The following is a 25,926-nucleotide window of genomic DNA, read 5'->3' as shown; positions in this document are numbered from 1 at the left end:
CCCCGCACATTTTTTATATACACTTCCCCTTATTTACTCTACTTAATGAACGAGCGATTCTTCTTCATTTCTAAAGAACCATTTTAATGCTTGATACACATCACCTTTCTCACGTAATACGTAATGTCTGAACCTAGGATCATTAATGTTTTTATATACACTCATTAATGTTGACGGGCGATTATACTGATTCACTTCGCCGTAGCCAAACATACTTGATCTTTCCATAATCATCTTAACAAGTGATAAACAGCGCTGGTTGTCGGACGTCAAATTGTCCCCGTCAGAAAAGTGGAATGGGTAAATGTTATAACGTTCGGGTGAATATGTTGAGTCGATCATTTCTAATGCTTTTCGATAAACCGACGAACAAATTGTTCCACCGCTTTCTCCTTTCATAAAGAAGTCTTCTTCTGATACAACCTTTGCCTCTGTATGATGAGCAATGAATTCAATATCTACTGTTTCGTATTTTGTTCTTAAGAAGCGAGTCATCCAAAAGAAAAAGCTTCTAGCCATAAATTTCTCCCAGCGTCCCATCGAACCAGATGTATCCATCATTGCTAAAACGACCGCTTTAGATTCTGGCTTCACCTTTTCTTCCCATGTTTTGAACCGTAAATCATCATTATAAATCGGTGCTACACCTGGTTTTCCTTCCATCGCGTTACGTTTTAGCGCCTGTAATATCGTTTGACGTTTATCGATGTTTCCCATTAACCCTTTTTTTCGAATATCGTTAAATTCAATATCCTCTACGACGATATTGTCTTCCTCTTTTTGTTGTAAATTCGGCAGCTCCAGCTCCTGAAAGAGAATATTTTCTAATTCCGCTAGTGATACTTCCGCTTCATAATAGTCTTCTCCTGCTTGGTCTCCTGCTCCCTGACCTTTTCCAGCACCATTTTCAGGCGTTCCATCCCGCGCAACAACGTCCCCAATATCACTATCCCCGTCTCCTTGGCCGACGTGTTTGTTCTTATCGTAATTGTAACGAATTTTGTATTCATCTAATGAGCGAATTGGTATTTTAATGACATCGCGCCCATTGGACATGATGATATTTTCTTCACTGACCAGGTCGGGCAAGTTCTGATTAATGGCATCTTGAACTTTTTCCTGATGACGTTGTTGATCTTGATGTCCTTTTCGATGGAGGGACCAGTTATCTTGCGAGACAACATAATTCTTACCTGCACTACTTTTCATGTGTCTTCCCTCCTTTTTAATTTGAACTAGCACAAAATGACATAACCGACATACATTAACGATGACGACATGTTTGGCAAAAGATTGTCAACGAGCAATAACCGTCTCTCACAAAAATTTAGCAAACCTCCACTTTAATACTTTAGTGTGTTTAAGATAATTGTAGTATTAAAATAGCTTACTTTATCCTATGCAAAGACTTCTTCTAGTTGACAAAAATTATCGATAAATGTACAAGCTTTCTGTGGAAATTCAGTTTTAACGTTTGGACAAGTTAGGTACGTAGCGGTATATGGAGGATAAGAAATAAGGTAGCACTACTCATAAATAAAAGCACTGAAGAAATCAGTGCTTTTGAGCTTCTTGGCTATTTTTAATTGAGGGATAGCGGATCTCATGTCCGGTAACGTCGCTACTTATGCGTGATTCCCTTTTGTGGGACATACGATCCGTTATTTCCTAATATATTCATTGTTTCGTCATGTTGGAGGACAGTGAGTTCCTCATTTACGCTTAACCATCCGTTTTGAGTTGCTTTTTTACTGCATAACGGATCCATTGGCTTGCTTTTAAAATAACGCATTTCAGGAGAGATAACGAACCTCTTGGCCACACTCCTCGCAGCCTATGCCTGATCCCCTTTTGTGCGGACAAACTGGACCTATGTCCGGCAATGTCACTGCCTATACGTGATTCCCTTAGACCTATGTCGCTATTTTGTAACGATAACGAAACGGCCAGTCCCGGTAACTGGTGAACCTCTCCAACTAAATCGAAGATTTTGAAGGGGAATGCATCGCTAATTATTTTGTTCAATCAAAATAACCTAAAGTTTTTCGGTGGCCAGTAAGCCATATTCGCTTTTCCAACAATATCTTCAAGCTCAACAAAGCCAATCTGTCGACTGTCAACACTGTTTTGACGGTTATCTCCTAATACAAACACATGCCCTTCAGGTACAGTCGCATAACCAGTAATATCTTCAAGCGTAAAATTATCAGTATAAATGTTGTCAACATGTTCTTCTTTATAATGCATTAAAAAATCTTCATCGAATGCTTCACCATTTACAAGCAGTGTATCATCTTCATAAGCAATATGATCTCCTGGTAAACCGATGACACGTTTAATATAATCAGTTTCTTCTGTAGCATGGAAAATAATTAAATCAAACCTGTCTGGCTCTTGGATTTCATATCCGATTTTATTCACGATAATCCGTTCTCCGTCATTGATCGTCGGCATCATCGACTGGCCGTATACAATATAATTGGTGAAAACAAAACCGCGGACAACTATAACCAAAATGAGAACGATTGCGATAGTTTTCATCCAACTCCATAATTCTCGTTTCCAGCTTTTTTTCTTCTCTGGAGATCTATATTCCCTACTTATGACATCTTGATAGTTCATCTCGGTTCTCCTCCGTATTATTCAGTTCTATATTTAAAAATATAGCCAATACGGGAACCACTTAAACCAACTTTGAGCATTTGTAAAAAATGTAAATCATTTGTAACAATGTGGACAACTCCATTTCGATAATCCCTTCTAAAATAAAATGGGCTCACATTGAATTGGACTTCCAATTGAAATAGAGACAGCTAATACGACCATGTACTAGCTGTCTCATCATAATTCTTGATTAGCGGTTTAACAGACTTCCAACATACTTAAGCAAATCATTGGCGGAAACCGAGTTATATCCGTGTTCATCAATAAGACGAGCAATGACTTCATTAATTTTCTTCAATTGATTTTCATCTGGCGTTTTTGTCGATGTCGTAATTTTTACGACATCTTTTAAGTCAGCAAATAACTTTTTCTGAATGGCTTCTCTTAAGCGTTCATGTGAATTATAATCAAATTTCTTTCCTTTTCTTGCATAAGCAGATATTCGGATTAATATTTCCTCTCTGAATGCTTTTTTCGCATTTTCAGATATCCCAATCTGCTCTTCAATTGAGCGCATCAGCTTTTCATCCGGGTTCATCTCCTCACCCGTTAACGGATCTCGTAATTTATTTTTATTACAATAAGCTTCAACATTGTCTAAATAATTATCCATTAATGTTTTAGCAGACTCTTCGTATGAATAAACAAACGCTTTCTGCACTTCCTTTTTGGCGATCTCATCATACTCTTTTCTTGCAATTGAAATAAAGTTTAAATACCTTTCACGGTCTTCTTTTGAGATGGAGGCATGCTGGTCTAGCCCATCTTTTATCGACCTTAATACGTCAAGAGCATTAATTGCAGTTAATTCTTTACGAATGATAGCTGATGAAATCCGATTTATGACATATCTCGGATCAATTCCTTCCATCCCTTCATCTGGAAATTCAAGCTTTAATTCTTCAACATCTTGTGAATTAAATCCTTCAACACTTTGCCCATCATAAAGCTTTAACTTTTTCAAAATATCCACACCATTTTTCTTTGAATCCTTCAGTCGCGTTAAGACGGTAAAAATCGCCGCAACTTTTAATGCATGGGGGGCAATATGAACATCGGAAATATCACTTTCTTTAATCATTTTTTCATAGATTCTCTCTTCTTCACTCACCTTTAAATTATAAGGAATCGGCATCACAATAATTCTTGAGTGAAGTGCTTCGTTTTTCTTATTTGAAATAAAAGACTTATACTCAGCTTCATTCGTATGGGCGACAATCATCTCATCCGCACTAATGAGCGCAAACCTTCCTGCTTTGAAATTCCCTTCTTGTGTCAAAGACAGAAGGTGCCATAAAAACTTTTCATCACATTTTAGCATCTCCTGAAATTCCATCAGTCCGCGATTTGCTTTATTTAACTCTCCATCAAATCGATAAGCTCTCGGATCTGATTCTGAACCGTATTCGGCAATCGTTGAAAAGTCAATGCTTCCGGTTAGGTCCGCAATGTCTTGTGATTTCGGATCTGATGGACTGAATGTCCCAACCCCTACACGGCGGTCTTCTGACAAAAAGACACGTTCAATGATGACATCTTCAATTCTTCCGCCATACTCTTTTTCAAGTCTCATCATATTTAAAGGAGATAAGTTCCCTTCAATTCGTATTCCGAATTCGTCATAAAAATCTTTCCTCATATGATGTGGAATGAGATGCAGTGGGTCTTCGTGCATTGGACATCCTTTAATCGCATAAACTGCTCCTCGGTCTGTACGTGAATAACGTTCCAGCCCTCTTTTTAGCATTGTAACAATTGTTGACTTCCCTCCGCTGACAGGCCCCATTAATAGTAGGATACGTTTTTTCACATCTAGCCGTCTTGCCGCAGAATGAAAATACTCTTCCACTAAACGTTCCATTGCATCTTCCAAACCGTAAATTTGATCTTCAAAAAAACGATATCGTTTTTTTCCATCAGAAGTTTCTTCAACACCCGCATCTTTGATCATGTTATAAATACGGGAGTGAGCTGTCTGAGCCACTTCCGGTCGTTCGCGTAAAATCTCTAAATACTCTGCGAATGTCCCTTCCCATTTCAGTCTTTCTTCTTCTTCTCGGTGGCGTTGAATATTATTTAATATGTTCATATGCTCCTCCTCCCAACACCAATGGTTCCTTTTAAGACATCCATGTTCCATCATATGCATTCACCCATAAGATGATTCTATTCCTTTTAAGCCACTTTATGACTTGCGTAATTCCATATCTCAAGGTTCGAATGCAAACAGATTTATTTAACAACTATAAAAGAATACTTTCCTACTTCTTCTAATTAAAGTAAAATAATAGTATATTTGTCCCTTCTAACAGCAGTGATGAACACGACAAAAGAAGCATAACTCAGTCGGATATGCTCCTTTTGTCTGATCAGGGACTTTTGAAAATAATAAAAATTACAACGATGTGAGTTGACATACATATGCGCGGATTATTCGGTAGTTTTTTTGTTTTATTATTCATTAGTTGTTTTACAGTATTATTTTTATTTACAGCTCAAGAGGTCGAACATGCACAATCATTTCACAGTTTTTTAGATGAAGAGATTGATATTCACAATATTGATTTAAAGGAGAATAGTGTGATTTACGACCGTCACGGAGACGTCATTTCAGATATATATAACGGAGAAAATCGAATTCATTTGTCTTTTGACGAGATCCCTCAAGTCGTCATTGATGCTCTTTTAGCTGCTGAAGATCAATCGTTTTATGAACACCAAGGATTTGATGTTCAAGGCATGGCAAGAGCTCTACTCGTAAATTTAAGCAATCAGTCGATTGAGCAAGGCGGCAGTACAGTTACCCAACAGTTAGTACGAAACATATTTTTAACACATGACCAAACGTATGAACGTAAATTAACTGAATTGATCTATGCTTATCAGCTTGAGCGTCATTTTACAAAAGAAGAGATTATTGAGCTGTATGTTAATGCGATTTATTTTCAAAATGGTGCTTACGGAATTGAAGCAGCTGCCAAATTATATTTTAATAAACGTGCAAGTGAACTAACGTTAAGTGAGGCTGCCTTTTTATGTGCAATTCCGAATCGCCCACACTTATTTGACCCTTTTGTCAATATTGAAAAGACACACGAACGAAAAGAATGGATATTAGCGAAAATGTTAGAAATGGACGTCATTGACTTAGGTGAATATGAAGATGCTTTAGAGGCGAAGATTATGATTGAACGTTATGAAAGGATCGATAAATACCCTGATTATGTAACTTATGTTTACGACGAATTTACTAATCTCGTCGCTGAACACGAAAGGTATTACGAAAAGCTTAAAAGTGCATCTTCTGCTGAAGCTAAACAAGAAATAGAAGAACGATTGAATAATCGAGTAAACGAAATATTTACCCAAGGAATAACGATACATACTTCGCTCGACCCAGTCGTTCAACAAACAGCAGTCAGCAATATTAATCAATTTTTAGGGGAAGGTCAGCTGCAAGGAGCTGCAACGATTATTGATCACCAGCAAAATGAAATTGTCGCGATTACTGGAGGAAAAAACTATCGAAAATTTAATTTTCATCGGGGCTTTCAAGCGTACCGTCAGCCTGGTTCTGCAATTAAACCTCTTCTCGTGTTTGCACCGTTTATTGAAAAAACGAATACAAATGAAAAGGCCGTCGTTGATGCATCACCTTTTAATCGCGGCGGATATTCCCCGAAAAACTATGGTGGTGCAGTATATGGCAACGTATTAATGGAGGAAGCGTTTAAACATTCATATAATACTGCTGCCGTTAGAATGTTTGACATGACAGGTATTAGTACCTCTTTTTCCTATATCGATATGTTTGATTTTTCAAAGATCACTGCGGAGGATCATACGCTTCCTGCAGCACTCGGAGGCTTTACACATGGCGTATCCGTTCTCGAAATGACACAAGCATATTCTGTATTTTCAACTGACGGAACGTATCATTCACCTAAGGCTATCCGGGAAGTGACTGATAAAAATGGAAATGTCATATACTCTTGGAATCAAAAAGAAAAAGACATTTGGAGTATACAAACAGTTGAACAAATAAGAAAAATGATGACTCGAGTCGTCACAGAAGGAACTGGACGAAGAGCAAATTTCACCACAAGTGGCTACCTAGGTGGGAAAACGGGGACGACGAACGAATACAATGACCTTTGGTTTGTCGGATCTTCTAGTACTTATACGACTGGTTTGTGGTTAGGTACAGACGAGAACAATTCGATTCGATACGCAAGTGACGGCAATTATCATACACAATTGTGGCGAAGAATCATGGAAAATATTGAATAACAAGTAAAGCTACAGTGAAGGGCTGTCCAATACGTGTGCCTCACATGTTAAACAGCCCTTCCTTCAATTATAATAAAAACAATCGATTATATCGGTAAGCTAGCTAAAATACTGTTATATAGTTTTACGAGTGCATAAGTAACGGCTAACCCAAATGAAAACCAAAAAAAGATGAGAAAGAAGATCATCCCTATTAAAGCGCCAGCGGAAATCGATTCGCTCACTCTATAAACGAAAAAAATAAAATAAACGATGCATGTAACACCAAATATAAGAACGATCACATAAATGTGAAATACGCCAAAGACAGATAACACTCCGCCTAATAGAAAAATCCATGCCCCTCCACGAATGTTTTTTAATCCAACTCCTTCATGATCGTTAGAGAAAAATAACAGTGACAATTCATTTACCGTATCAGCAATTAACTTAAGGGCTGAAAATAACATAAAGAAAAAGAGCCATAGCAAAAAAAGTAACGCTAAATGGATTCCTCTTTCTGAAAAGAATTCAACCATTCCTTCGTATAACCCAATCGTATGTAAATATTGAATGATGTTTCTCCCAGAATATATTGCAAATGACAGACTAAATAAAATATTAGATATAAAAGGAAAGTGACTAGTTAAATAAGCATTTTTCATTCATAATTCTCCTACTATTAAAGTGACAAGAAAAGCGCTGGATTCCCTACAGGAAGAAGTCCGATCTTAGACTTCAAGTGGCAGGGCGAAGCGACCTCGAGCCGAAAACGGCTGTCTCTTCCTCTTCTAGTATCACTTTGAAGCTAGATCCGTCAGCCGGGCAATACGCCACGTCATGTGCCATGCCCGGCATTAGGACGTCCTGTCCGTCGAGACAACTCATAAGATAAGATCTTCGGCTAAAACCCCCGTGTCCTGCGGGAACGCCGAAGTCACCACATCCGTGTGGAAGCTCGTGTAGTAAACGCTCGTGCCTGCTAGTCTAGACAGCAATCGAGAGATTGAAATTTTAACTTTCTTATCTTTCAAACGAAAACCGAGTGCAACAAACCACTCGGCTTCTACATAAACGATTATAGATGATGCGGGACATGATAACTATATATTTTATTCCCGCTTGCAGGACTTTTTTCAGCATTATTCCTCCGCTCTTTATGAGCATCTTTGAATGCTTGACTGTTTATCCAAGCTTCATATGCATCTTTGGATTCCCACTTCGTTAAAACGACTTGATAATTGTCGCTATCCTCAGGATCAAGAAACATAAAATCTAAACATCCTGGTATCTTTTTCATATTGTCAGCACTTCCGCTAAAACGATTTTTCACATTTTCCCTGCCTTCTTTTGGGACGTGAAGTTCATTACAAACGACATACATGAAAATCCCTCCTTTATAGCCTCAATTATACAAGATGCTTGTATGAAACGAAAGGAACAGCATAGGGCATCAAAACTATAGATTCTAATGCTAAGAGGAAATGAATGTACTCAAAATTATTGAACATCCTATTAAAGATTTCAAGTTTTCTTTTCTTCTACGATAAAAAGTGGTATATTGATTTATAGAGAATATTAAAGGGGGCATACATAATGGGTCTCTGGTTAATTTTAGGGGTTTGCGTAGCCTTTATGGTTGCTATTTTAACAGCAGGATATAATGATAACCCTAACCGTAACTAATATGTAAAAAGGACCGTCCAATGAGTGCACAGCACTTCAAAGGAGACAGTCCTTTTTTTCGTTATACGAAAAATTCCATCTACCCCCGTCCAAATTTCCAGGCGTAAAATGACTCTTGCTTGAATAGATTGTTATAGAAAAACTATTGAGGTGGGGATCGAAAATGACTTGCTTTTTATACCCTGATATTGGACGAGTTGATGAGCCGCTCCAGCTTCATATGACTGGCTTAGTACCGAACGAAAAGGTCACAATTATGTTATCTTATGATCACCGGTTAACTGGATTATGGACCTCTGAATGTGTCATACACGCTGATCGCGATGGACGTCTACAATTAAATAACGAGGATGGTTTTGAAAAGAACCCTCTTGTCAGTCTACTGTGGCAGTTACGTCCGAGGGAAGGAAACAGCTCACCGTTTTTACCGCACGAAATCGGCAAACCAATTGAATTTACAATCGACATTTCGACGAATGAAAGTAACAAACAAATTAAAAAAACGGTGCAACGTCTATTTAAAGAAGATGAAGTAACAGAAGAAAAGGTTTCCGATTCTCATTTTAACGGAAGTTATTATTCTTATAACAAACATAAAGAAATGCCCGTTATTATCATTTTAGGTGTAATGAATGGCATATCACCTAAATACACAGCCGCATTGCTAGCTTCGCATGGATATTCAGCGTTGGCTGTTACTTTTCATCATGAAGAGAGTCATAATGACATTCCAATTGAAGCCGTAAATAAAGCAGTTCAATGGGTAAAACATCACAAATCTGTTAAGTCGGGCAAGGTTATCTTATTCGGTCACTCAAAATGGGCTGAGTTATCGCTCTTAGCAGCTGCAAAGTTTCATGATATAGACGGTGTGATCGTTTCTTCACCGCCTTCTAACGTTTTTCATGGTGCAAGCATAAAGAAAGGTTCAATACGCTGGACGGAAAACGGAGAGGCGCTGCCATCTGTAAGAAAAAAATCATTTTTACAAACGTTTTTCCATTTATTTAACAAAAAAGCCCCGTCTTCTGTTGATGATTATAAATCACTTATAAAGCAATATGAAAAGCAAAAACGATCTGATGCTGATATTCACGTACAAAAGATTCAAGGTCCTTTATTACTCATAAGTGGTGGGAGCGATGCTTATTGGCCATCAGAGGAAATGTGTCAAAAAATCGTGACTAAGCTGGATGAAAGCAACTTTAACTATGAAGTGCGGCATTTAAATCATACTCATTCAGGTCATACGTTTATACAGCCTTACCTGCCTGCAGTCATCTTCCCGACAAACAAATCTGGTGGAACGGTAACAAATAATGCAATAGCAGGAGCTGAATCTTGGAATGAAATCATTGTCTTTTTAGAAAAGCACTTTCCACCAGTAACGATTGAAAAAGAAACCGTCCCCTTTTACATTCAGCCATCAAATTAACTCTCATAAAATAAGTATCCGCCCGTAAAACGGGCGGTCAGGATGTTGAGAAAGTCATCTCAACAGCCTTTTTTATGTTCATTAGTCCGATTATTCAGATAGTTATAGTATAATAAAGATAGCTTTTAGATCAGATAAAAAACGAGTACAATCTACATTCGCTACAGACGGACGCTTTCCGCGGGCAACGCTTCAGCTTCCTCAGGTAAATCACCCTGCGGGATCTTCAGCTGTTGCTTTTCCCGCAGGAATCACCGCCTGGCGCTCTTTCGAGTAAATGATGACATTTAAATAACATCCAAATAGCATACATAAAAAAACGAGTTGGGGAAGTTGTCTCTCATCTCATTTTTTCACATGAAAAGGGAAAGGTTTTTTGTTATCAAAGATACTTATGTTCATTCGTATCTGTCATTTATCCGTCGAGACAAATCGATATATTTCGAAGAAGCAATGCTCTTTCCTACGAAAAACGGACGAGTTGAGATCCCTTCGAGCTTGATCGAAGTAGCTCAACCGTTCGTCAGTGGCAAAGAAGACACTATGAATACGAACAAAGTGAAGTAAGAGCAGATGTCGCACTCGTGCCCCTGCGGTGAAAGCAAGAAAATGCTTTTGCGACGAGTAACCGCAGGAGCACTGTTTTTCTGCGACGAGTAACCGCAGGAGCAACGAGCGATTCTTCGCTGATTTCACTGCGAGCTGCTTCGACGCATTCTCTTCTTCGATTAACCTTTCAGAGGAAGAAGCACAGTATACTTTCCAACTATTCGTTACTTTTAAAGAGATCTCACGAATACAACTCTTAAAGGTTTAATTTCACACAGGCATAGCCTGTGGTTTACAAAGAATTAATGAAAATGCAGCAGCCATATATATGAAAGGCTGCTGCATTTTACCCTAATGAAGGAAAAGACTGCTGTCTTAACGCTTCATAAATGACAATCGCTGCGGTATTCGATAAATTTAACGAACGAATTTTATCCGTTTGCGGTATTCGAAAACACCGATCACGATATTTTTCCGTCAAGGATGCTGGTAACCCTTTTGTTTCTTTTCCAAAAACAAAAAAATAATCCTTCTTCTCGTCAGTGTAATCAAATTGATGATAATGTTTTTCCCCGATCGTTTCGATAAAGAAAAACTCCCCATCGGGATATCGTTCAAACAATTGATCTATATGGTCATAATGCAAAATATTTACATCTGGCCAGTAATCACATCCAGCACGTTTTAACATTCGGTCATCTGTTGAAAAACCTAATGGATGGATTAAATGTAATGAAGTATTCGTCCCAACACAAGTTCTTGCGACATTCCCAGTATTTGCAGGAATTTCTGGTTCATGTAATACTATATGCAATCCCACTTCTCTTTCACCTCATATTAACAGATACAAACATAGCTTGTCGCCAAGTCTTAATCACGAAAGCCTTAGTCGCAGTTATACTATCCTCCATAGGTTTTATCGATTTTGATAGTATAAACAAAAACGTCTGGAGCAAACTCCAAACGTTATCATACCATGTCATCATTTTAAAAGAAAGTGAGCGTCTATTTTACATCTACTGGCCAAATGTATTTAGGAGTTTCGATCAATAATTTGGAAAAATTTATAATTGATATTCGGTGTCCATGCCGTAGAATCTTCATATGCCCAATATCTCATCCGGCTGTTTGTCGTATGAGCATTTACGAGAGGCATCCCTTCTGCATCATGAGCTACTACAATCGTATTGTGCTGCCAGTGCCCATTTCCGTTAAAGTCATAACAAATAACATCCCCTCGCAACAGTTGATCAGGAGAAGATACTTCCCGAGCTTGCAGTCCGCTCTTAGAACCGCTTAAGTGCCACCTTAAAGCATTTGCTACGGACCAGCTGTAACTCCACAAATTCCCGTCATACCACCAACCTCTCGTCCTGTTTGGTGCACCAGTTTTTGGGACACCACCAGCACGAATACATTGTGATACGTAATTTGTACAATCATTTTCAAACTTCTCGTAAGCAGGGTTATAATCATTCCACCAGCGTTCTGCATACTTTACAACTGATAAGCGGTCGTATTCATACGGAGGTCCTTTGCGATCAACAATAGACTCAAATTCAACTTCATCAAACTTTACGTTTTCCTCCTCTGTCATCGGAGATCCATCACGATTCACTAAATAATCATCAATCATCTCATCATCTTCAAAAATTGCTCTGCGATGCTGTAATTGCTCTTCAATGTATATTTTCTCTTTTTGTTTAATCACATGCTGCAAAACAAGGATATAATTAATGACCGTTCTCGAAAAATAAGATTGTTCACCAATAATTCGTCCATCTACAATGTTTTTAATAATCTCAGCCTTTCTCTTATAAAGCTGTGATTTTTTTCTTTCGATTGCACTCGATTCATCGGACCTTAAGTAAAGCTGTGCACCAGCATCAATAACAAAACATTCATGACATTCTTTAATATATTCTTTTAAATATTCAATTGGTGATGTCATCATCTCTCCCTCCTCATTTGATCATATTCATTTAGAAGAGGAAAACATACATAAAATGCGAAATCAATCCAATAGACATCTTCCTATTTTACGGATAGCCATTACAGAGAACCTCTCCACCTAAATCTCAAATATTGATGGAACATCCCTTATCTAACACACAGCGCAAACGAAGCGGTTAAGCCCACCTTCCAGCAAAGAACTGCTCATTTCTCCGGCGCCACTTGTTTGTTCGTCGCAAGAAATAGAAAAAAACGAGCTAGATAAATTTAGTGAAATTCCAGCTCGTTTTTCTCAATTATCGTTTTTAAAAAACAACATCTTTGAATCGTACTATGATATTTTTTCAATAGCTCCTTCTAGTCTAAGCAGCGTCTCTTTTTTATCTAAACCACCGCCATAACCGACCATGGAACCGTTGCTGCCAATAACGCGATGGCATGGTATGATGATCGGAATCGGATTTTGGTTATTTGCTCCACCAATCGCTCTAACTGCTTTCGGTGCACCAATTTCCTTAGCAATTTGCTTATACGACTTCGTTTCTCCGTAAGGGATTTCTTTAATTTTATTCCAAACTAAACATTGGAACCTCGTACCGAATAAATCTAATTCAACATCAAAACCAGTACGTATCCCTTGAAAATATTCCTCTAATTGTTGCATCGCTTGAGCAACTTCCTCTTCACTCTCTGTTAATTCAGCATTGACAAAGTGCTTTCTAAGTCTCGTTTCGAAAATAGAGCACGTTTCTTTAACTGAACCGAAGCTAATCTGACATATTCCTTTATTTGACTTTGCAACTGTCAGTCTCCCAATTAGACTATCCATTTCTGCAAAATAAATAGTTGGTCTTATCGTCATTGAAAACCCCTCTTTCAGCTCAGCTTACATTCATACTGAACTCTCGTTCTTAATATACACGTGTTCTTGTTTTAAACGTTGAAGCCCTTTTGTTATTTCTTCTAGTACGTCTAGTTCTTTCTCTTTTCTTCTCGCTTCTCGTAATTTTTGTTCCGATTCATTCCCGCCGCCAATTTTTCCGATTGCCCAAGCTGCTGTCCCTCTAATAACGGGTCTGGGGTCGGTTTTTAATAAATGATATAGATGAGGTAACGCCGATTCTTCCTTATAATGTGCTAATGCAATAATTGCATTTCGTTGAATCGGCTTTTTCCCCCGCCATGAACCAGAAACATGACCAAACTTCTCTTTAAATTGACGATTGCTAATCGTTAATAATGGAATGAGCTTTGGCTTTGCAATATCAGGATCAGGCTGCATTTCCGCATGATGCTGTGCATTTTTCCCCTTATTTTCAGGGCAAACGACTTGGCACGTATCACATCCGTAAAGACGATTCCCTAGCTTATTTCTGTATTGCTCGGGAAGGAAATCTTTCGTTTGTGTTAAAAAAGCAATACATTTGTTTGAATCTAATTGACCACCTTGGACTAAAGCTCCTGTTGGACAGGCATCGACACATTTGTTACAAGTACCACATTGATCAAATATCGGTGTATCTTCTGGTAAATCAATTGTCGTAATCAATTCACCGAGATATACATATGATCCAAATTCAGGTGTAATGATTGAACAATTTTTACCACTCCAGCCGATTCCTGCCCGTTCAGCAACAGCACGATCTGACAGTTCACCTGTGTCAACCATTGATACACATTTCGCATTTGGATCTTTTTCTAAAATAAATGCTTGAAGTGCTTCTAATTTTCTTCGCAAAATGTGGTGATAATCTTCTCCCCATGATGCTCGACAGAAAATCCCTCTCCTGTCCCCTTTTACTGAACGGGGAGCATCCTTCATTTTTGACGGATACGCTAAAGCGATCGAAATAATCGATTTAGCTTCAGGCAGTAACCTTTCAGGTTCTGTCCTTTCCTCAATCGTCCCTTTTTCAAAACCAGATTGATAATTGTTCTCCTCTTGCACCTTTAAACGTGATTTTAACGTAGTGAAAGGGTCTGCCGAAGCAAAGCCAATTTTATCAACGCCTATATGCTTACTGTATGCAATGATTTCTTTTTTTAGATGGGCATTTGCCACGGTTTTTCACACCTTTCATACTTTTATTTAGAAAATATTTTACTGCAAAATCAGAATGTATGACAACATCTTGTTCATTCATACATGAGCAGCTCGGTTTAAGAACATGAAAAAGTAGCATTTCATTAAGAAACACTACTTTATAATAAAATTATCTTATCTCAAAGAAATCGTTGTTTCACCTTCTTGCACATAAAACTTTCCTACATCACTTTGTGCAATTCATCCACTAATTACAGTATTGTACTATTGTAAACTCACCTATGTCAATGTTGTCACGAATATAACATCCTGGAGATGTTTTTTGTTGCTGAAAAACGGTAATATATAGATGTACAAAAAAAGGAGGAGTTATCATGAGCTTTGATTTTACTAAAACGACGGACAAGTCACCTCAAGAAGCGATCCATTCATTAGAGGAATCTTTACAGGAAGAAGGATTTAGTATTTTATGGTCATTCAATGTGAAAGACAAATTAGACGAAAAAGGATTAGGACTCGACGAGCCATTTCATATTTTAGAAGTATGTAATCCAAATGATGCAAAACAAGTACTTGAATTCTCAAAGCTGGCAGGATATTTCCTACCATGTAAAATCGTAGTATATGTGGATAATGGACTAACGCACATTGGCATGCCACAGCCTACATCGTTAATGGACTTCATCGACGATTCTCATGTTCGCCAAGTGGCCAACGATGTTGAACAACGATTAATTACGAGTATTGAAAAATCGATTTAATAGGTATCCGCCCGTAAACGGGCGGTTTTAATTACGCCCTATATGGCACTTTATCACCCGTGTCCCTTAAGGTATCTTATTTAATTTGGTCCGTGAGTTTTTCGAGGATATCCCTTTTCATAATCATATAGAATTCGAAATCGCTATAGGCGGACGCTTTTACTCCAAAGCACAAGTGCGACATCTACTCGTGCTGTACTTCGTTTGCATTCGAGTGTCTTCTTTGCTGCGGGCAATGCCTCAACTTCCTAGGTGTCACACTGTGTTCACCTAGGGAATTTTCGACGATTGCTTTTCCCGCCTGAGTTACCGCCTGGCGCTCTTTCGAGTGAATCATGACATTTAAATAACATACATAGAAAAAACGAGTTGGGGGAAGTTGTATCTCAGCTCATTTTAACTCATTCTTTTGTTATCAAAGAAACTTATGTTCATTGCAGAGGAAGAAGCACATAGTCTGCGACGAGTAATCGTAGGAGCACTGTTTTTCTGCGACGAGCAAACAAAGTGGCGCAGGAGCACTGTTTTTCTGCGACGAGCAAACAAAGTGGCGCAGGAGCAACGAGCGATTCTTCACTGAATTCTCTACAAGCTGCTTCGACGCATTCACAACCTCGAATATACTAGAAGAGGAAGAAACACGTATACTTTCCAACTATTCGTTACTTTTAAAGAGTCTCACGAAAGCAACCCTTAAAGGTTTAATTTCACACAGGCAGAGCCTGTGGTTTACAAAGAATATATTAAGTGGCTGACACCTCGTAAATATTTCTGGTGATAGCCACTTTTTTTACTTAAATATTTTTAAGACGATGTCATTTAAGTGAACACAAGGTTTACTTTCCTCCCTAAAGTCCTGCCCTGATATGGTGGGTAGTTTGACTTCTTAAAAATTTCATACTAGACATGTGTTTGGTTTGGATTCGATTTTTACTCTTAACTCTTAAATCCAGAGGGGTTAATAGACAAAAAACTAGCAACTTACAGTATCACTTCTTTTCCAACTCTCTATGCTCTTTAAAATTTGAAGGAAATTTTAACGCTGTAGGTAACATTTCATACTCACTTATTTAATCTTGCATCCTCTACTCTTTGAACGAAGGAATGAGCCAGTTTTTCCAAATCACCCCATTTATTTTCAGCTATAAGGGGGGCCTTTAGTAAAGAACCGCCAACACCTACTGCTACCACACCAACTTCAATGTATTTTTCTATGTTATCCAGATCAATTCCACCGGTAGGCATCATTGGTATATCATTCATCGGACCTTTCACGTCTTTAAAAAATTGTGGGCCGAGAATATTTGCAGGAAACACCTTCAAAATATCTGCCCCCCATTTATACCCGTTGTATATTTCTGTTGGAGTAAATACACCAGGAATCATAATTTTCCCTTCCTGTTTCGTATATTCAATAACTTCCCTATTCAAAGTCGGAGCAAAAATAAAATCTGCCCCTGCCATAATGGCTTCTTTTGCTTGGCTTTTTTCCAAAACTGTTCCAGCTCCAATAGCAACAGTATCCCCATACGCTTCTTTAAGTTCATTAATCTTATCCCTAGCCTTCTCTGAATCCATGGTAATCTCTATTGATGAAACACCACCGTTAATTAAAGCCTTTACAAGGAAGGGGACTTTATCTGGATCAACCCTTCTAACGACTGCAACAATACCCGAAGAGACAATTTGTTTTAATTTATAGTCACACATATGAGTCTCCCTCCTACTAATCATGAATTTCTATACGCGTAATAAATTTTGACATTTTAATTGGTTTACATTATCTATTAATATGATTAGCCGGAGAATTAGGGTCTATCTCTTCCCAGTATGGGTAACCTTCAATGTCCCCTTCTACACCAAGTGCACAAGCACCCATCTTATTACCTAATTGGACTGATTGATGATATCCCCAACCTCGAAGTAATCCTGAAATAACTCCTGCAGCAAACCCATCACCTGCACCCACTGTATCTACTAGACTCTCTACCTTTTCTCCGGGTACATACATACTCTCCTTATCCGTAGTGTAGTATGCCCCATTTTCTCCAAGCTTTACTATTACTGCTTTTGTTCCTCGCTCTAAAAAATAGTGAGAAATATTTTCTGGAGTTGTTTCTCCTGTCATCAATCTCCCTTCGTCAATCCCTGGCAAGACAATATCACACTTTTGGGCGATATCCGTTAAAACTTCTCTCGCATCCGCTTCTGACCATAATTTTAATCGTATGTTAGGATCAAAAACGATTTTTTGATGTTGATTCGCTTTCACTTCCTCAAGCACTTTATAAATAGTTTTTTTACAAGAAGTACTCAATGCCGGTGTAATACCTGTCAAATGAATATATTTAGCTTTTTTTACGTATGAAAAATCAATACTCTTAGGATCCATACTACTAGCTGCTGAATGCTGTCTGTAATAGTAAATGTTTGGATCCCCATGTATTTTTCTTTCCTTAAAGAAAATTCCTGTAGGGAAGTGTTTATCGAACACTACCTGTGACGTATCTACTCCTTCGCCACGAATAGTGTTTCGAATATATAGACCAAATTCATCCTTCCCCAGTTTACTTATCCAGCCTACTTTATGACCGAGTCGTGACAAGGCAATTGCAACATTTGATTCCGCACCACCTATTGTTCTATGCAACCGCTCAACATAACGAAGAGGTCCTGAAGATTCTGGAGTAAACAAAACCATGCTTTCTCCCAATGTAATGACATCCATTTTACTATCCCTTACCTCTCTTTTTCTTAATTAAAATTGCAATAAATACTAGCTTCTACCGTTCACTTGTAAATAATTGAGACATAAACCTACCGTCAATACTAGGGGACTCTGTTGACGCTAATAAATCAAAAATTGTTTTTCCGGCATCATTCATTAAGTAAGGACCAAATTTGTCTGCATTGTATTGGTATCCTTTTTTTAGATATTTCCCATGTGAAATAAAAATCCCTAGATTAGAAGAATGCGATGTCCTAGCACTTGTTATCTGCGGACCATGATTGGCACCTGGTTCGGATACAGGACCTATCACATCTTTTTTATTTGTTCCCCATACATACCCTTGATTATATGTGAAAATAACATCTCCCATTTCTGGTCCCCAATATCCGATGATGGGAGCATCTTGCTTCTTCAATGTTAAAGCAGACACATTTTCAGATTTTCCACGAACGTTATTTACCCAAGTCACTATAGCATGAAATATATCACTCTGAACCATTTCATAGTCTTCTGGTGCAACTATACCTGTCTCTTCTCGCCCTTTGAGATTTACAAAAACTTCAAGTCCCCCTCTATTATTTTTAAGATATGCCTTGGATTTAGATAATACTGGCATCCCTTTATCATCTAGCTCACAAAGGCCACACTCTTCTAGACGTAAGTAAATATCACAGAAATAATGGTTAGGAACGCCTCCGTGATCAGAAGCTAAAATTAAAGTTGTATCATCCATTTTTTCACTCAGTATCTTTCCTATCGCTCGGTCCAGCACTTCATAGCTTTTTTTCATGTTTTCTTCATAGATATATGAGAGTTCTTCCGAATAAAAAGGAGAGGAAGGATCATATTGACTTAAGCTTGTGTGCTGGGTTTCATCATTCAATCGATATACAGTAGCAAAATAATCGATATCTTTGTGATTTACAAGTTTTAAAGCAGCATTTGCCAGCCACATCGCCTGGTACTCTCCCTCTTCAAAACTAGTTTCATGATAAAGTTCGTCAGGAGAAGCTTTTACTGTCCAAGTAGATATAAACGGTCCGCAATTAGCTAATAAATATTCTTCTAACTTAGAGTCATTAGACAGACCTGAGGTACGATTAATCTGTGATTGAATAATATCTATTTCTCCTTTGTTTCTATCATATTTCGCTAGTTTAAACCTTACTATTCCCTCTACCCTGTTATCTAATTGAACTTTAAGCCATTCCGACCAGGTTTCAGCTTCTATATCGACCTCTGTAACTTCATTCACATGTAATCTAATACATTGCTCATCTAATAATTGAATCGAGACTCCTAACTTCTCTCCATTATTTAATTGTAAATTGAAAAGATAATGTCCGTTATTTATTTCAATGGAAGATAGGTTGTTTTTTTCGTGGTGTGAGATAGCGGATGTAGGTGGCCAGCCTAAGGATTCTTTAGTCTCTTTTAATGGCCATTTGTTCATATCGGTACTAAATACCCGTGGTGACGCTAATTCAAAAGGTGGTGCCCCCTGAAAAGGTGCAAAGGAGAAATGATTGGTCCCTTCTGTTGATACTGTCTTTGGGAAATGAACCAATGCCCCTCTTTTTCCAAGGGAATTTGTCAAACCAAGCACATTTCCTTCATTCGTTCCTGGTTCGCTCTGCCCTTTCCACGAACAGCCTGGAGATTGCCCAGTTAAGAAAGAGACCCAATTTACATCACCCCAAGTCGAAATAAATGGAAGCAGTTCAGAAGTAGCACCACCATTCATCATCTCTTTTATATTCGGGAGGTTACCTTCTTCTGCAAATTTATATACCAAATTGGGAATTAAACCATCTACTCCGAAAACTATGACTTTCTGGTTTTCCATGTTTTCACCTCAAAATTGATTTATTTAAATACTGGTATTTTATATTCTTTAATAACATCTCGATTTACTTCTACGCCAATCCCTGGTTTATCTGGAATTGGTATCGCTCCATCTTCCATTTTAATTGCATTGAATATTAACTCCTCCCGGAATGGGTGGTCTGATTGATCATATTCCAGGTAAGGTTCAGCTCGATTTAAAGATAATGGAGATGTTGGAATAGTTGCAATAAATTGTATCGATGCAGCTAGACCAATACCAGACCCCCATACATGAGGGATAACCGTAGTATTCCACGCCTGAGCCATACCTGCAATTTTTTTACATTCTGTAAATCCCCCAGATGAACATAAGTCAGGCTGGAGTATATCAAGAGCTTTTTGAGATATCCAATGACGATACCCTATCTTACCGAAAATGTTTTCTCCAGCAGCGACATAAGTTCCGGTTAGGTTTTTAATTTCTTTATACCCTTCAATATCTTCCGGAGCCAGGGGTTCTTCAAAAAAGTGAATGTTAGCACCCACCGTCTCATGCAAGATTCTCCTAGCCTGAGAAGAATTGTATGCTCCATTTGCATCCAGCATTATCGTAGGTTCATCACCAACTGCATCCCGAACAGCATGAATATACGCTAAATCTTCTCCCACTCCAAAACCAACCTTTAATTTAAAGGCACGAAACCCGTTTGATAAATGTAATTTCGCCTCCTCAACAGCTGCTTCAGGATATCTTACACCTTTTTTCCTGTAAAACCCCGTTGCATAAGGAGTAATTTTAGATCGGAATGTACCTCCAATCAACTTACTTATTGGCTTGTTCAAAACTTTACCAATAACATCCCATAAAGCAATATCCACACCACTAATGGCATTGACAGCTGCCCCTCCTTGCCCGAATGGTCTTGAGGCATTATACATTTCTTCCCATAGTACTTCTACATCAAATGGATCCTTACCTAACAATAGAGGTTTAAAGCAAAATTCAACGAATGAAGCTGCTATTTCGGGAGGCTGAAGCCCATGACAAAGTGATTCTCCCCATCCACGCACCCCTTCATCTGTAACTATTTCAACAATCATCGTACTTCTCTTATGTACCCACCCTTGAGAAAATGCAAAAGGCACTTCGAGTGGTTTACTTAGGACATGAGGTATTACATCTATAATCTTCAATACTTTTCCTCCTTTAATATCGTATTGAGGTTAAAAACTAATATATTTTTATTTCCCTCGTATAAATAGAGGCTTTCATAACAAGTTATTTAGCACGTCTGTTTTTCAAATGTGTTCTTATATACGGCATTATTAACGGAGCTAAGATAGAGAATACCGCTAACAAGATAAATAACAAGGATATTGGTTTTGTAATAAAAATCATATAACTGCCATTTGAAACAGCCAAAGCTTGTCTAAAGGATGTTTCTGCGATGGGTCCTAACACAATTCCAAGCAACATTGGAGTTATCGGGAAACCCAATTTCGGCATAATAAACCCTATAAGACCGAACACCAGCATTACTTTCACATCGAAAAGTGTGTTATTTACTGCATAAGCACCTATAAAACATAAAACTAGAAGAATCGGTATGAGTAGGTTTATAGGTACAGATTTTATTTTGGCAAAGACTCTTGTTGCAAAAGACCCTTGAAACAACATAAAAATATTTACTACTGCTAAGCCAATCATGATCGTATAAATCATTTCAGTATAATTTACAAACAATTGCGGACCTGGAGCAATACCTTGCATCATTAGCGCTCCCAGTAGAACAGCTGTAACTGTATCTCCTGGAATTCCTAAAGTAAGTAAGGGAATAAGAGTAGCACCAGTTACGCCATTGTTACCAGCTTCAGATGCCGCAATCCCATCCAAGGAACCCTTTCCAAACTCTTCTTTATTTTTTGAAACTCTTTTCGCTTCGTTATAACTGAGAAACGATGCAATCGCCGGTCCAGTACCAGGAATGGCTCCAACAAAGGTACCTATAGCACTAGATTTTAACATTGTTTTTTTGTACTTCTTAATGAGTTCTTTATAAGAAACTACTGTCTTATTTAATTTATCAATATTGTTATTATCGATACCTAAATGAGCTGTTTGAGATTTTTTAATAATTTCAGAGATTGCAAATAGACCAATTAATGCAGGTATCAGATCAATACCACCCATTAAATAACCATTACCAAAAGTAAACCGAGATAGCCCACCAATCTGATCAAGGCCTATAGTGGAAACAAACATGCCCAATATACCCATTATCAGACCTTTTCTAAGGTTATTACTACTTACACTAACGATCATTGTTAAGCCAAAAACTGATAAAGCAAAGAATTCAGCTGGACCAAAGTTTAATGCTATCTTCGATAATTGTGGTGCGATAAACAGCAATGCTAAAGCACTGATTATTCCGCCTGCAACAGATGCTAGTAATGCCATTCGTAAAGCGATTGCTGCTTTCCCTTTCTCAGCAAGTGCATAACCATCTAGCACAGTAGCAGCGGATGCGGGAGTTCCTGGTGTATTTATTAGGATTGCTGATGCAGATCCTCCATAAGTACCAGCACAATAAATTCCTAATAAAAATAGCATCGCTGTTATCGGCTCCATGCTATAAGTAATTGGAAGCATTAAAGCAACCCCCATGGTTGCGGTTAATCCTGGCAATGACCCAAAAATAAATCCTAAAAATACTCCTATGATAATAAATAGTAGATTTTCAAGTTGAAGTATGGACAATAGGCTATTTATTATTATTTCTCCCATATTTTTCACCCTTTTATGTTAACTACTTAATTCTTGGATTTTTTATCAGTATCCCTAGGGCATACATTTTGCGTTTTAACTGACAATTTCAAAATATCCCCATATATGAGGTGGTTAACTACACTAATTTCCAATGTAAGATTGATCTTTCCACCAAAAAGATAGAGAAGTATTGGATAACCATTTTTCTCTATTCGGATGGAAAGGCCATATAGTTTCATTGTGGTGGGTTCATATTGTTCGATTTTATTTGATGGTATAGAATAAACAGGTTGCGCTATTTTGTCACATAACTTAGACAGCTTGGTAACTTGTTGAGAAAACGAGCTATGTAGGTTTCTTTAATTCAGTGGTCATTGACGAATTTGAGAAATATTGATTCTTCCATCAATCAATATAATTCCGTGTGCAAATGTAAAAATGATCATTTACGACTTCGTAAGAAAGAGTTTCAACGCTAACATAAAGTTGACACTCGGTTGCCAAATGGTTAAGAATGTTCATTTTATTTTCGCAATTATAGACGCAATTCGATTTGAACATGTATTTTGCAGGAAACCTAGTTAAGTATTATTTAAGGAAGTCTAATATATAGAATATTTTCAAAAATATAATGTACTGCAATAATGAATACAATCATGATGAGATAGAAATACCACTTCTTTACGGAGAGGAGCAACATGATTAATAGCATAGAAATCAATGATGCTGGTATAAAACCAATTAATTCTGCAATAAAAACATAGCCAACGGTAATCAAAAATACCACAATACCTATCCATACATTTCCACTATCCTGTGATTTTGTTGCTTCATCACTATCACTTTCTGATTTTTTTATAAATGTTCCTAAAAAGGATGCACCGCTTATAATAACAACAATAATAGCCAATAAAGTTGGGAAAAAATCCGGGCCATAATTAGAGCTATTTTGACTAACTTGAACCTGAGAAGGAATTATTATTTGCCAAACCAATAGGCCACCTATTAAAAAAAACAACCATATATTGCGTTCTTTACGAATCATCTTCTCACCAACTTACCTAAGTAATATAGGGGGTGAAAGTGGAAATCCCCCCTTTTAATTTCAAACCCTATTCATTTGAAAGCCCCATATTTCTAATCGCTTCACCATGTTCTTCTGCATTGCTCTCTAACCTTTCAATTACTTCTTCTCCTGATATATGCTGAGGAGTCAGGTTAGAAGTTTCTAAAAATTCGGTATATTCTGGATGTTCTAATGCTTCATTAACAATGTCAGTCAACTTATCTAAAACATTATCTGGAGTTTCTTTAGAAACAAGTAGATACTTCCAAACACTCATGTCAATTGGATACCCATTTTCTTCAAATGTCGGAACATCTGGTATATCATCAAATCGTTCTGGGGAAAATATTCCTAATACTCTTAAATCTCCAGACTCTACATGCTGCATCGTGTCTCCTGGGTGAGCTGCTACCGTATCCACGTGATTCCCAAGTAAAGCGGTCACTGCAGGATTCTGTCCCTCGTATGCAACACTTTCAGCATCAACCCCTGCCTGTTCATAAAAAGAAGCTTGAGCTAAATCTGGCAATCCACCTGCACCGGAATGACCATATGTAACCCTGTCTGTTTCTGCTGCTAAGTCATCTATTGACTCCCATGGAGAGTCAGCATTGACAAGTAATACAATTGGCTCATATGTTAACCCCGTTACTGCTCGAAAATCATCAATTGAATATGAAACTTCATTCAATACCTTTTGTGTTGTAAAAACACCAACCGCGTTAAAAAGGAGAGTATGGGCATCAGGTTGTTGTTGGGCAACATCTGATGTTGCAATTGTTCCTCCAGCTCCTTCTCTATTGACAACTACGACATTTTGATCAATGATTGTACTCATTGCCTCGGCTAAAGCCCTTGCAGTTAAATCACTACTTCCACCTGCAGCCCACGGAACTACAATTTCAATCGTACTGTTTGGATATTCTACCTCACCATCACCAGAAGTATTGCTTTCGCCCGAGCCGTCTGTACTACAAGCTGCAAATATTACAAATACAGATAAAACTAACATAATGAATAAATACCTTCTACTTTTACCCATTTAAGCACTTCCCTCCGTTAAAATAGTTTTTTCTTCCTTTAATAACCCCTGAATTTAAGTCATCATGAATCAGTTACTCTTTGATAAACGACTGAGGTCATTTACCACCACCTTCTATTCCTTTCATTTCTCCTTTGGACTTTAAACTTCCATCCGCTCACCAATAATAACGCTTACATTTTATTTAAAGGATAGACATTTAACTTAAATAGACCTAAAATTATGGTCATTTTATATTTCAGTCATCTATATTTTTCTGCTCTTCTGCTACCTTTAACCTTGTTTCCGTTGCTTCTAAGTGTTCTCTCATACTTTGTTCTGCTGCGTTTGGATTCTTTAATAGAATTTGTTTATAAATGTTTTCATGGAATTTCATAGTCAGTTCAGGGCGATCATTTGTATCGACCGTTGATTGGATGTTATCTGTTAGTAGTGGTTCTAAAGCTTTAATAATTGATTCGAATACGATATTTTTAGAAGCTTTCGCAATCGCTAAATGGAACTTCATGTCACTTGCAATGTACTCTTCAATAGAAGAACTTACAGTTTTCATTGACTCCAGTGCTTCCTTCATCTCCTGAATATTATCTTCTGTTGCCCTTTGTGCAGCTAATCTAGCTGTCTGTAATTCAACTGTTTTTCTCACTTCTAAGACATGTTTTTGCTCAACAGAATTCCTTAAAATCATGGAGTATATTGCATTTGAAACAATTTCATCACTTTTATTAATCACTAGTACACCTTTTCCTTGCTGACGCTCCACAAATCCTCTTTCTGCTAATCCTCTAATGGCTTCTCTTATTGTGACTCTGCTTACTTGATAAATCGTACAAAGTTCATTTTCACTTGGAAGATATTCATTTGCCTTATAATCACCAACCATGATTTTTTTCAAAATATCTTGCAAAACAATATCTGAGAGTTTACCTCTCTTTGTCTCCTCAATCATCACCCATCACCTTCATTTAAAATATTTTAAGTTGTTAGTTGTATGTTGTTAGTTGTATTACAAGTTAAATTCTAAATTAAGATGTCAGAGTTGTCAAACTATTATTTTTTTGGTTATTGAAAGTTTAATAAAGACACCCTATATAAAATAGGTGCTTTTCTTGAACATAAAACAATTTAAGGA

At 37.6% G+C, this 25,926-nt stretch carries 20 protein-coding genes; 3 read left to right on the top strand and 17 right to left on the bottom strand.

Annotation, left to right across the window (positions count from 1 at the left end):
- Positions 1 to 42: 42 nt before the first annotated feature.
- From yhbH to CD001_RS12650, 3 genes are all read right to left on the bottom strand, one after another.
- The gene (yhbH, locus tag CD001_RS12660; RefSeq protein WP_096188062.1) at positions 43 to 1,209 is read right to left on the bottom strand and encodes a sporulation protein YhbH; all 1,167 of its coding nucleotides are present in this window, start codon (positions 1,207 to 1,209) and stop codon (positions 43 to 45) included.
- Between the two features lie 816 nt (positions 1,210 to 2,025).
- Complete coding sequence (gene lepB, locus CD001_RS12655) at positions 2,026 to 2,622, bottom strand: signal peptidase I (protein ID WP_096188061.1); 597 nt, start codon at positions 2,620 to 2,622, stop codon at positions 2,026 to 2,028.
- Between the two features lie 232 nt (positions 2,623 to 2,854).
- Entirely contained in the window at positions 2,855 to 4,753 is a 1,899-nt protein-coding gene (locus CD001_RS12650) for a PrkA family serine protein kinase (RefSeq protein ID WP_096188060.1), read from the bottom strand.
- Positions 4,754 to 5,085: 332 nt separating this feature from the next.
- Here CD001_RS12650 and CD001_RS12645 point away from each other — a divergent pair, with 332 nt between their 5' ends.
- On the top strand, positions 5,086 to 6,954 hold the full coding sequence (locus CD001_RS12645; RefSeq protein ID WP_096188059.1) for a transglycosylase domain-containing protein: 1,869 nt from the start codon (positions 5,086 to 5,088) through the stop codon (positions 6,952 to 6,954).
- 86 nt (positions 6,955 to 7,040) lie between these two features.
- Here CD001_RS12645 and CD001_RS12640 read toward each other — a convergent pair whose 3' ends face one another.
- Together CD001_RS12640 and CD001_RS12635 are read right to left on the bottom strand one after the other, a co-directional pair.
- Positions 7,041 to 7,598, bottom strand: coding sequence for a DUF5366 family protein (locus CD001_RS12640; protein ID WP_096188058.1), 558 nt, complete (start codon positions 7,596 to 7,598; stop codon positions 7,041 to 7,043).
- A 413-nt stretch (positions 7,599 to 8,011) separates the two neighbouring features.
- The gene (locus CD001_RS12635; protein ID WP_096188057.1) at positions 8,012 to 8,317 is read right to left on the bottom strand and encodes an antibiotic biosynthesis monooxygenase family protein; all 306 of its coding nucleotides are present in this window, start codon (positions 8,315 to 8,317) and stop codon (positions 8,012 to 8,014) included.
- Positions 8,318 to 8,782: 465 nt separating this feature from the next.
- Between CD001_RS12635 and CD001_RS12630 the strand changes: the two genes are divergently transcribed.
- The gene (locus CD001_RS12630) at positions 8,783 to 10,054 is read left to right on the top strand and encodes an acyl-CoA thioesterase/bile acid-CoA:amino acid N-acyltransferase family protein (RefSeq protein ID WP_096188056.1); all 1,272 of its coding nucleotides are present in this window, start codon (positions 8,783 to 8,785) and stop codon (positions 10,052 to 10,054) included.
- Positions 10,055 to 10,949: 895 nt separating this feature from the next.
- On the opposite strand, the gene CD001_RS12620 is transcribed toward CD001_RS12630, so the two are convergent.
- The 4 genes from CD001_RS12620 to queG form a co-directional block, all read right to left on the bottom strand.
- Positions 10,950 to 11,423 (bottom strand): tRNA (cytidine(34)-2'-O)-methyltransferase, encoded by a 474-nt coding sequence (locus CD001_RS12620; RefSeq protein WP_096188054.1) that lies wholly within the window; start codon positions 11,421 to 11,423, stop codon positions 10,950 to 10,952.
- A 213-nt stretch (positions 11,424 to 11,636) separates the two neighbouring features.
- Positions 11,637 to 12,557: an amidase domain-containing protein gene (locus CD001_RS12615; RefSeq protein WP_257009803.1), complete on the bottom strand. Its 921-nt coding sequence runs from the start codon at positions 12,555 to 12,557 to the stop codon at positions 11,637 to 11,639.
- A gap of 330 nt (positions 12,558 to 12,887) precedes the next feature.
- Entirely contained in the window at positions 12,888 to 13,418 is a 531-nt protein-coding gene (locus tag CD001_RS12610) for a methylated-DNA--[protein]-cysteine S-methyltransferase (RefSeq protein WP_096188053.1), read from the bottom strand.
- A gap of 30 nt (positions 13,419 to 13,448) precedes the next feature.
- The gene (gene queG / locus CD001_RS12605; RefSeq protein WP_096188052.1) at positions 13,449 to 14,618 is read right to left on the bottom strand and encodes a tRNA epoxyqueuosine(34) reductase QueG; all 1,170 of its coding nucleotides are present in this window, start codon (positions 14,616 to 14,618) and stop codon (positions 13,449 to 13,451) included.
- Between the two features lie 356 nt (positions 14,619 to 14,974).
- Here queG and CD001_RS12600 point away from each other — a divergent pair, with 356 nt between their 5' ends.
- On the top strand, positions 14,975 to 15,361 hold the full coding sequence (locus CD001_RS12600; RefSeq protein WP_096188051.1) for a DUF302 domain-containing protein: 387 nt from the start codon (positions 14,975 to 14,977) through the stop codon (positions 15,359 to 15,361).
- Between the two features lie 1,062 nt (positions 15,362 to 16,423).
- Here the strand turns inward: CD001_RS12600 and CD001_RS12595 are convergent.
- The 8 genes from CD001_RS12595 to CD001_RS12560 form a co-directional block, all read right to left on the bottom strand.
- On the bottom strand, positions 16,424 to 17,071 hold the full coding sequence (locus tag CD001_RS12595) for a bifunctional 4-hydroxy-2-oxoglutarate aldolase/2-dehydro-3-deoxy-phosphogluconate aldolase (protein WP_096188050.1): 648 nt from the start codon (positions 17,069 to 17,071) through the stop codon (positions 16,424 to 16,426).
- Positions 17,072 to 17,141: 70 nt separating this feature from the next.
- Positions 17,142 to 18,089, bottom strand: a complete 948-nt coding sequence (locus CD001_RS12590) for a sugar kinase (protein ID WP_096188049.1) — start codon at positions 18,087 to 18,089, stop codon at positions 17,142 to 17,144.
- A gap of 55 nt (positions 18,090 to 18,144) precedes the next feature.
- Positions 18,145 to 19,938 (bottom strand): alkaline phosphatase family protein, encoded by a 1,794-nt coding sequence (locus tag CD001_RS12585; protein WP_096188048.1) that lies wholly within the window; start codon positions 19,936 to 19,938, stop codon positions 18,145 to 18,147.
- Positions 19,939 to 19,958: 20 nt separating this feature from the next.
- On the bottom strand, positions 19,959 to 21,113 hold the full coding sequence (locus tag CD001_RS12580) for a mandelate racemase/muconate lactonizing enzyme family protein (protein WP_096188047.1): 1,155 nt from the start codon (positions 21,111 to 21,113) through the stop codon (positions 19,959 to 19,961).
- A gap of 85 nt (positions 21,114 to 21,198) precedes the next feature.
- Positions 21,199 to 22,704, bottom strand: a complete 1,506-nt coding sequence (locus CD001_RS12575; RefSeq protein ID WP_179298727.1) for a tripartite tricarboxylate transporter permease — start codon at positions 22,702 to 22,704, stop codon at positions 21,199 to 21,201.
- 574 nt (positions 22,705 to 23,278) lie between these two features.
- Positions 23,279 to 23,731, bottom strand: a complete 453-nt coding sequence (locus CD001_RS12570) for a tripartite tricarboxylate transporter TctB family protein (RefSeq protein ID WP_096188046.1) — start codon at positions 23,729 to 23,731, stop codon at positions 23,279 to 23,281.
- Between the two features lie 67 nt (positions 23,732 to 23,798).
- Positions 23,799 to 24,794: a tripartite tricarboxylate transporter substrate binding protein gene (locus tag CD001_RS12565; RefSeq protein ID WP_096188045.1), complete on the bottom strand. Its 996-nt coding sequence runs from the start codon at positions 24,792 to 24,794 to the stop codon at positions 23,799 to 23,801.
- Positions 24,795 to 25,032: 238 nt separating this feature from the next.
- Entirely contained in the window at positions 25,033 to 25,743 is a 711-nt protein-coding gene (locus CD001_RS12560) for a FadR/GntR family transcriptional regulator (RefSeq protein WP_096188044.1), read from the bottom strand.
- Positions 25,744 to 25,926: the final 183 nt, after the last annotated feature.

It is taken from the genome of Evansella halocellulosilytica (genome assembly GCF_002335745.1).
Lineage (GTDB): Bacteria > Bacillota > Bacilli > Bacillales > Salisediminibacteriaceae > Bacillus_CA > Bacillus_CA halocellulosilytica.
Note: the sequence above shows the minus strand (reverse complement) of the source record. Positions and strands in the feature narration are given on the sequence as shown.

What these genes read in the sequence shown, in the direction of transcription:
- CD001_RS12560 (WP_096188044.1), bottom strand. Translation starts at nt 25,743, where the DNA reads ATGATTGAGGAGACAAAGAGAGGTAAACTCTCAGATATTGTTTTGCAA.
- CD001_RS12575 (WP_179298727.1), bottom strand. Translation starts at nt 22,704, where the DNA reads ATGGGAGAAATAATAATAAATAGCCTATTGTCCATACTTCAACTTGAA.
- CD001_RS12595 (WP_096188050.1), bottom strand. Translation starts at nt 17,071, where the DNA reads ATGTGTGACTATAAATTAAAACAAATTGTCTCTTCGGGTATTGTTGCA.
- CD001_RS12645 (WP_096188059.1), top strand. Translation starts at nt 5,086, where the DNA reads ATGCGCGGATTATTCGGTAGTTTTTTTGTTTTATTATTCATTAGTTGT.
- CD001_RS12640 (WP_096188058.1), bottom strand. Translation starts at nt 7,598, where the DNA reads ATGAAAAATGCTTATTTAACTAGTCACTTTCCTTTTATATCTAATATT.
- CD001_RS12570 (WP_096188046.1), bottom strand. Translation starts at nt 23,731, where the DNA reads ATGATTCGTAAAGAACGCAATATATGGTTGTTTTTTTTAATAGGTGGC.
- CD001_RS12615 (WP_257009803.1), bottom strand. Translation starts at nt 12,557, where the DNA reads ATGATGACATCACCAATTGAATATTTAAAAGAATATATTAAAGAATGT.
- yhbH (WP_096188062.1), bottom strand. Translation starts at nt 1,209, where the DNA reads ATGAAAAGTAGTGCAGGTAAGAATTATGTTGTCTCGCAAGATAACTGG.
- CD001_RS12630 (WP_096188056.1), top strand. Translation starts at nt 8,783, where the DNA reads ATGACTTGCTTTTTATACCCTGATATTGGACGAGTTGATGAGCCGCTC.
- lepB (WP_096188061.1), bottom strand. Translation starts at nt 2,622, where the DNA reads ATGAACTATCAAGATGTCATAAGTAGGGAATATAGATCTCCAGAGAAG.
- CD001_RS12585 (WP_096188048.1), bottom strand. Translation starts at nt 19,938, where the DNA reads ATGGAAAACCAGAAAGTCATAGTTTTCGGAGTAGATGGTTTAATTCCC.
- CD001_RS12650 (WP_096188060.1), bottom strand. Translation starts at nt 4,753, where the DNA reads ATGAACATATTAAATAATATTCAACGCCACCGAGAAGAAGAAGAAAGA.
- CD001_RS12600 (WP_096188051.1), top strand. Translation starts at nt 14,975, where the DNA reads ATGAGCTTTGATTTTACTAAAACGACGGACAAGTCACCTCAAGAAGCG.
- CD001_RS12590 (WP_096188049.1), bottom strand. Translation starts at nt 18,089, where the DNA reads ATGGATGTCATTACATTGGGAGAAAGCATGGTTTTGTTTACTCCAGAA.
- CD001_RS12565 (WP_096188045.1), bottom strand. Translation starts at nt 24,794, where the DNA reads ATGGGTAAAAGTAGAAGGTATTTATTCATTATGTTAGTTTTATCTGTA.
- CD001_RS12610 (WP_096188053.1), bottom strand. Translation starts at nt 13,418, where the DNA reads ATGACGATAAGACCAACTATTTATTTTGCAGAAATGGATAGTCTAATT.
- CD001_RS12635 (WP_096188057.1), bottom strand. Translation starts at nt 8,317, where the DNA reads ATGTATGTCGTTTGTAATGAACTTCACGTCCCAAAAGAAGGCAGGGAA.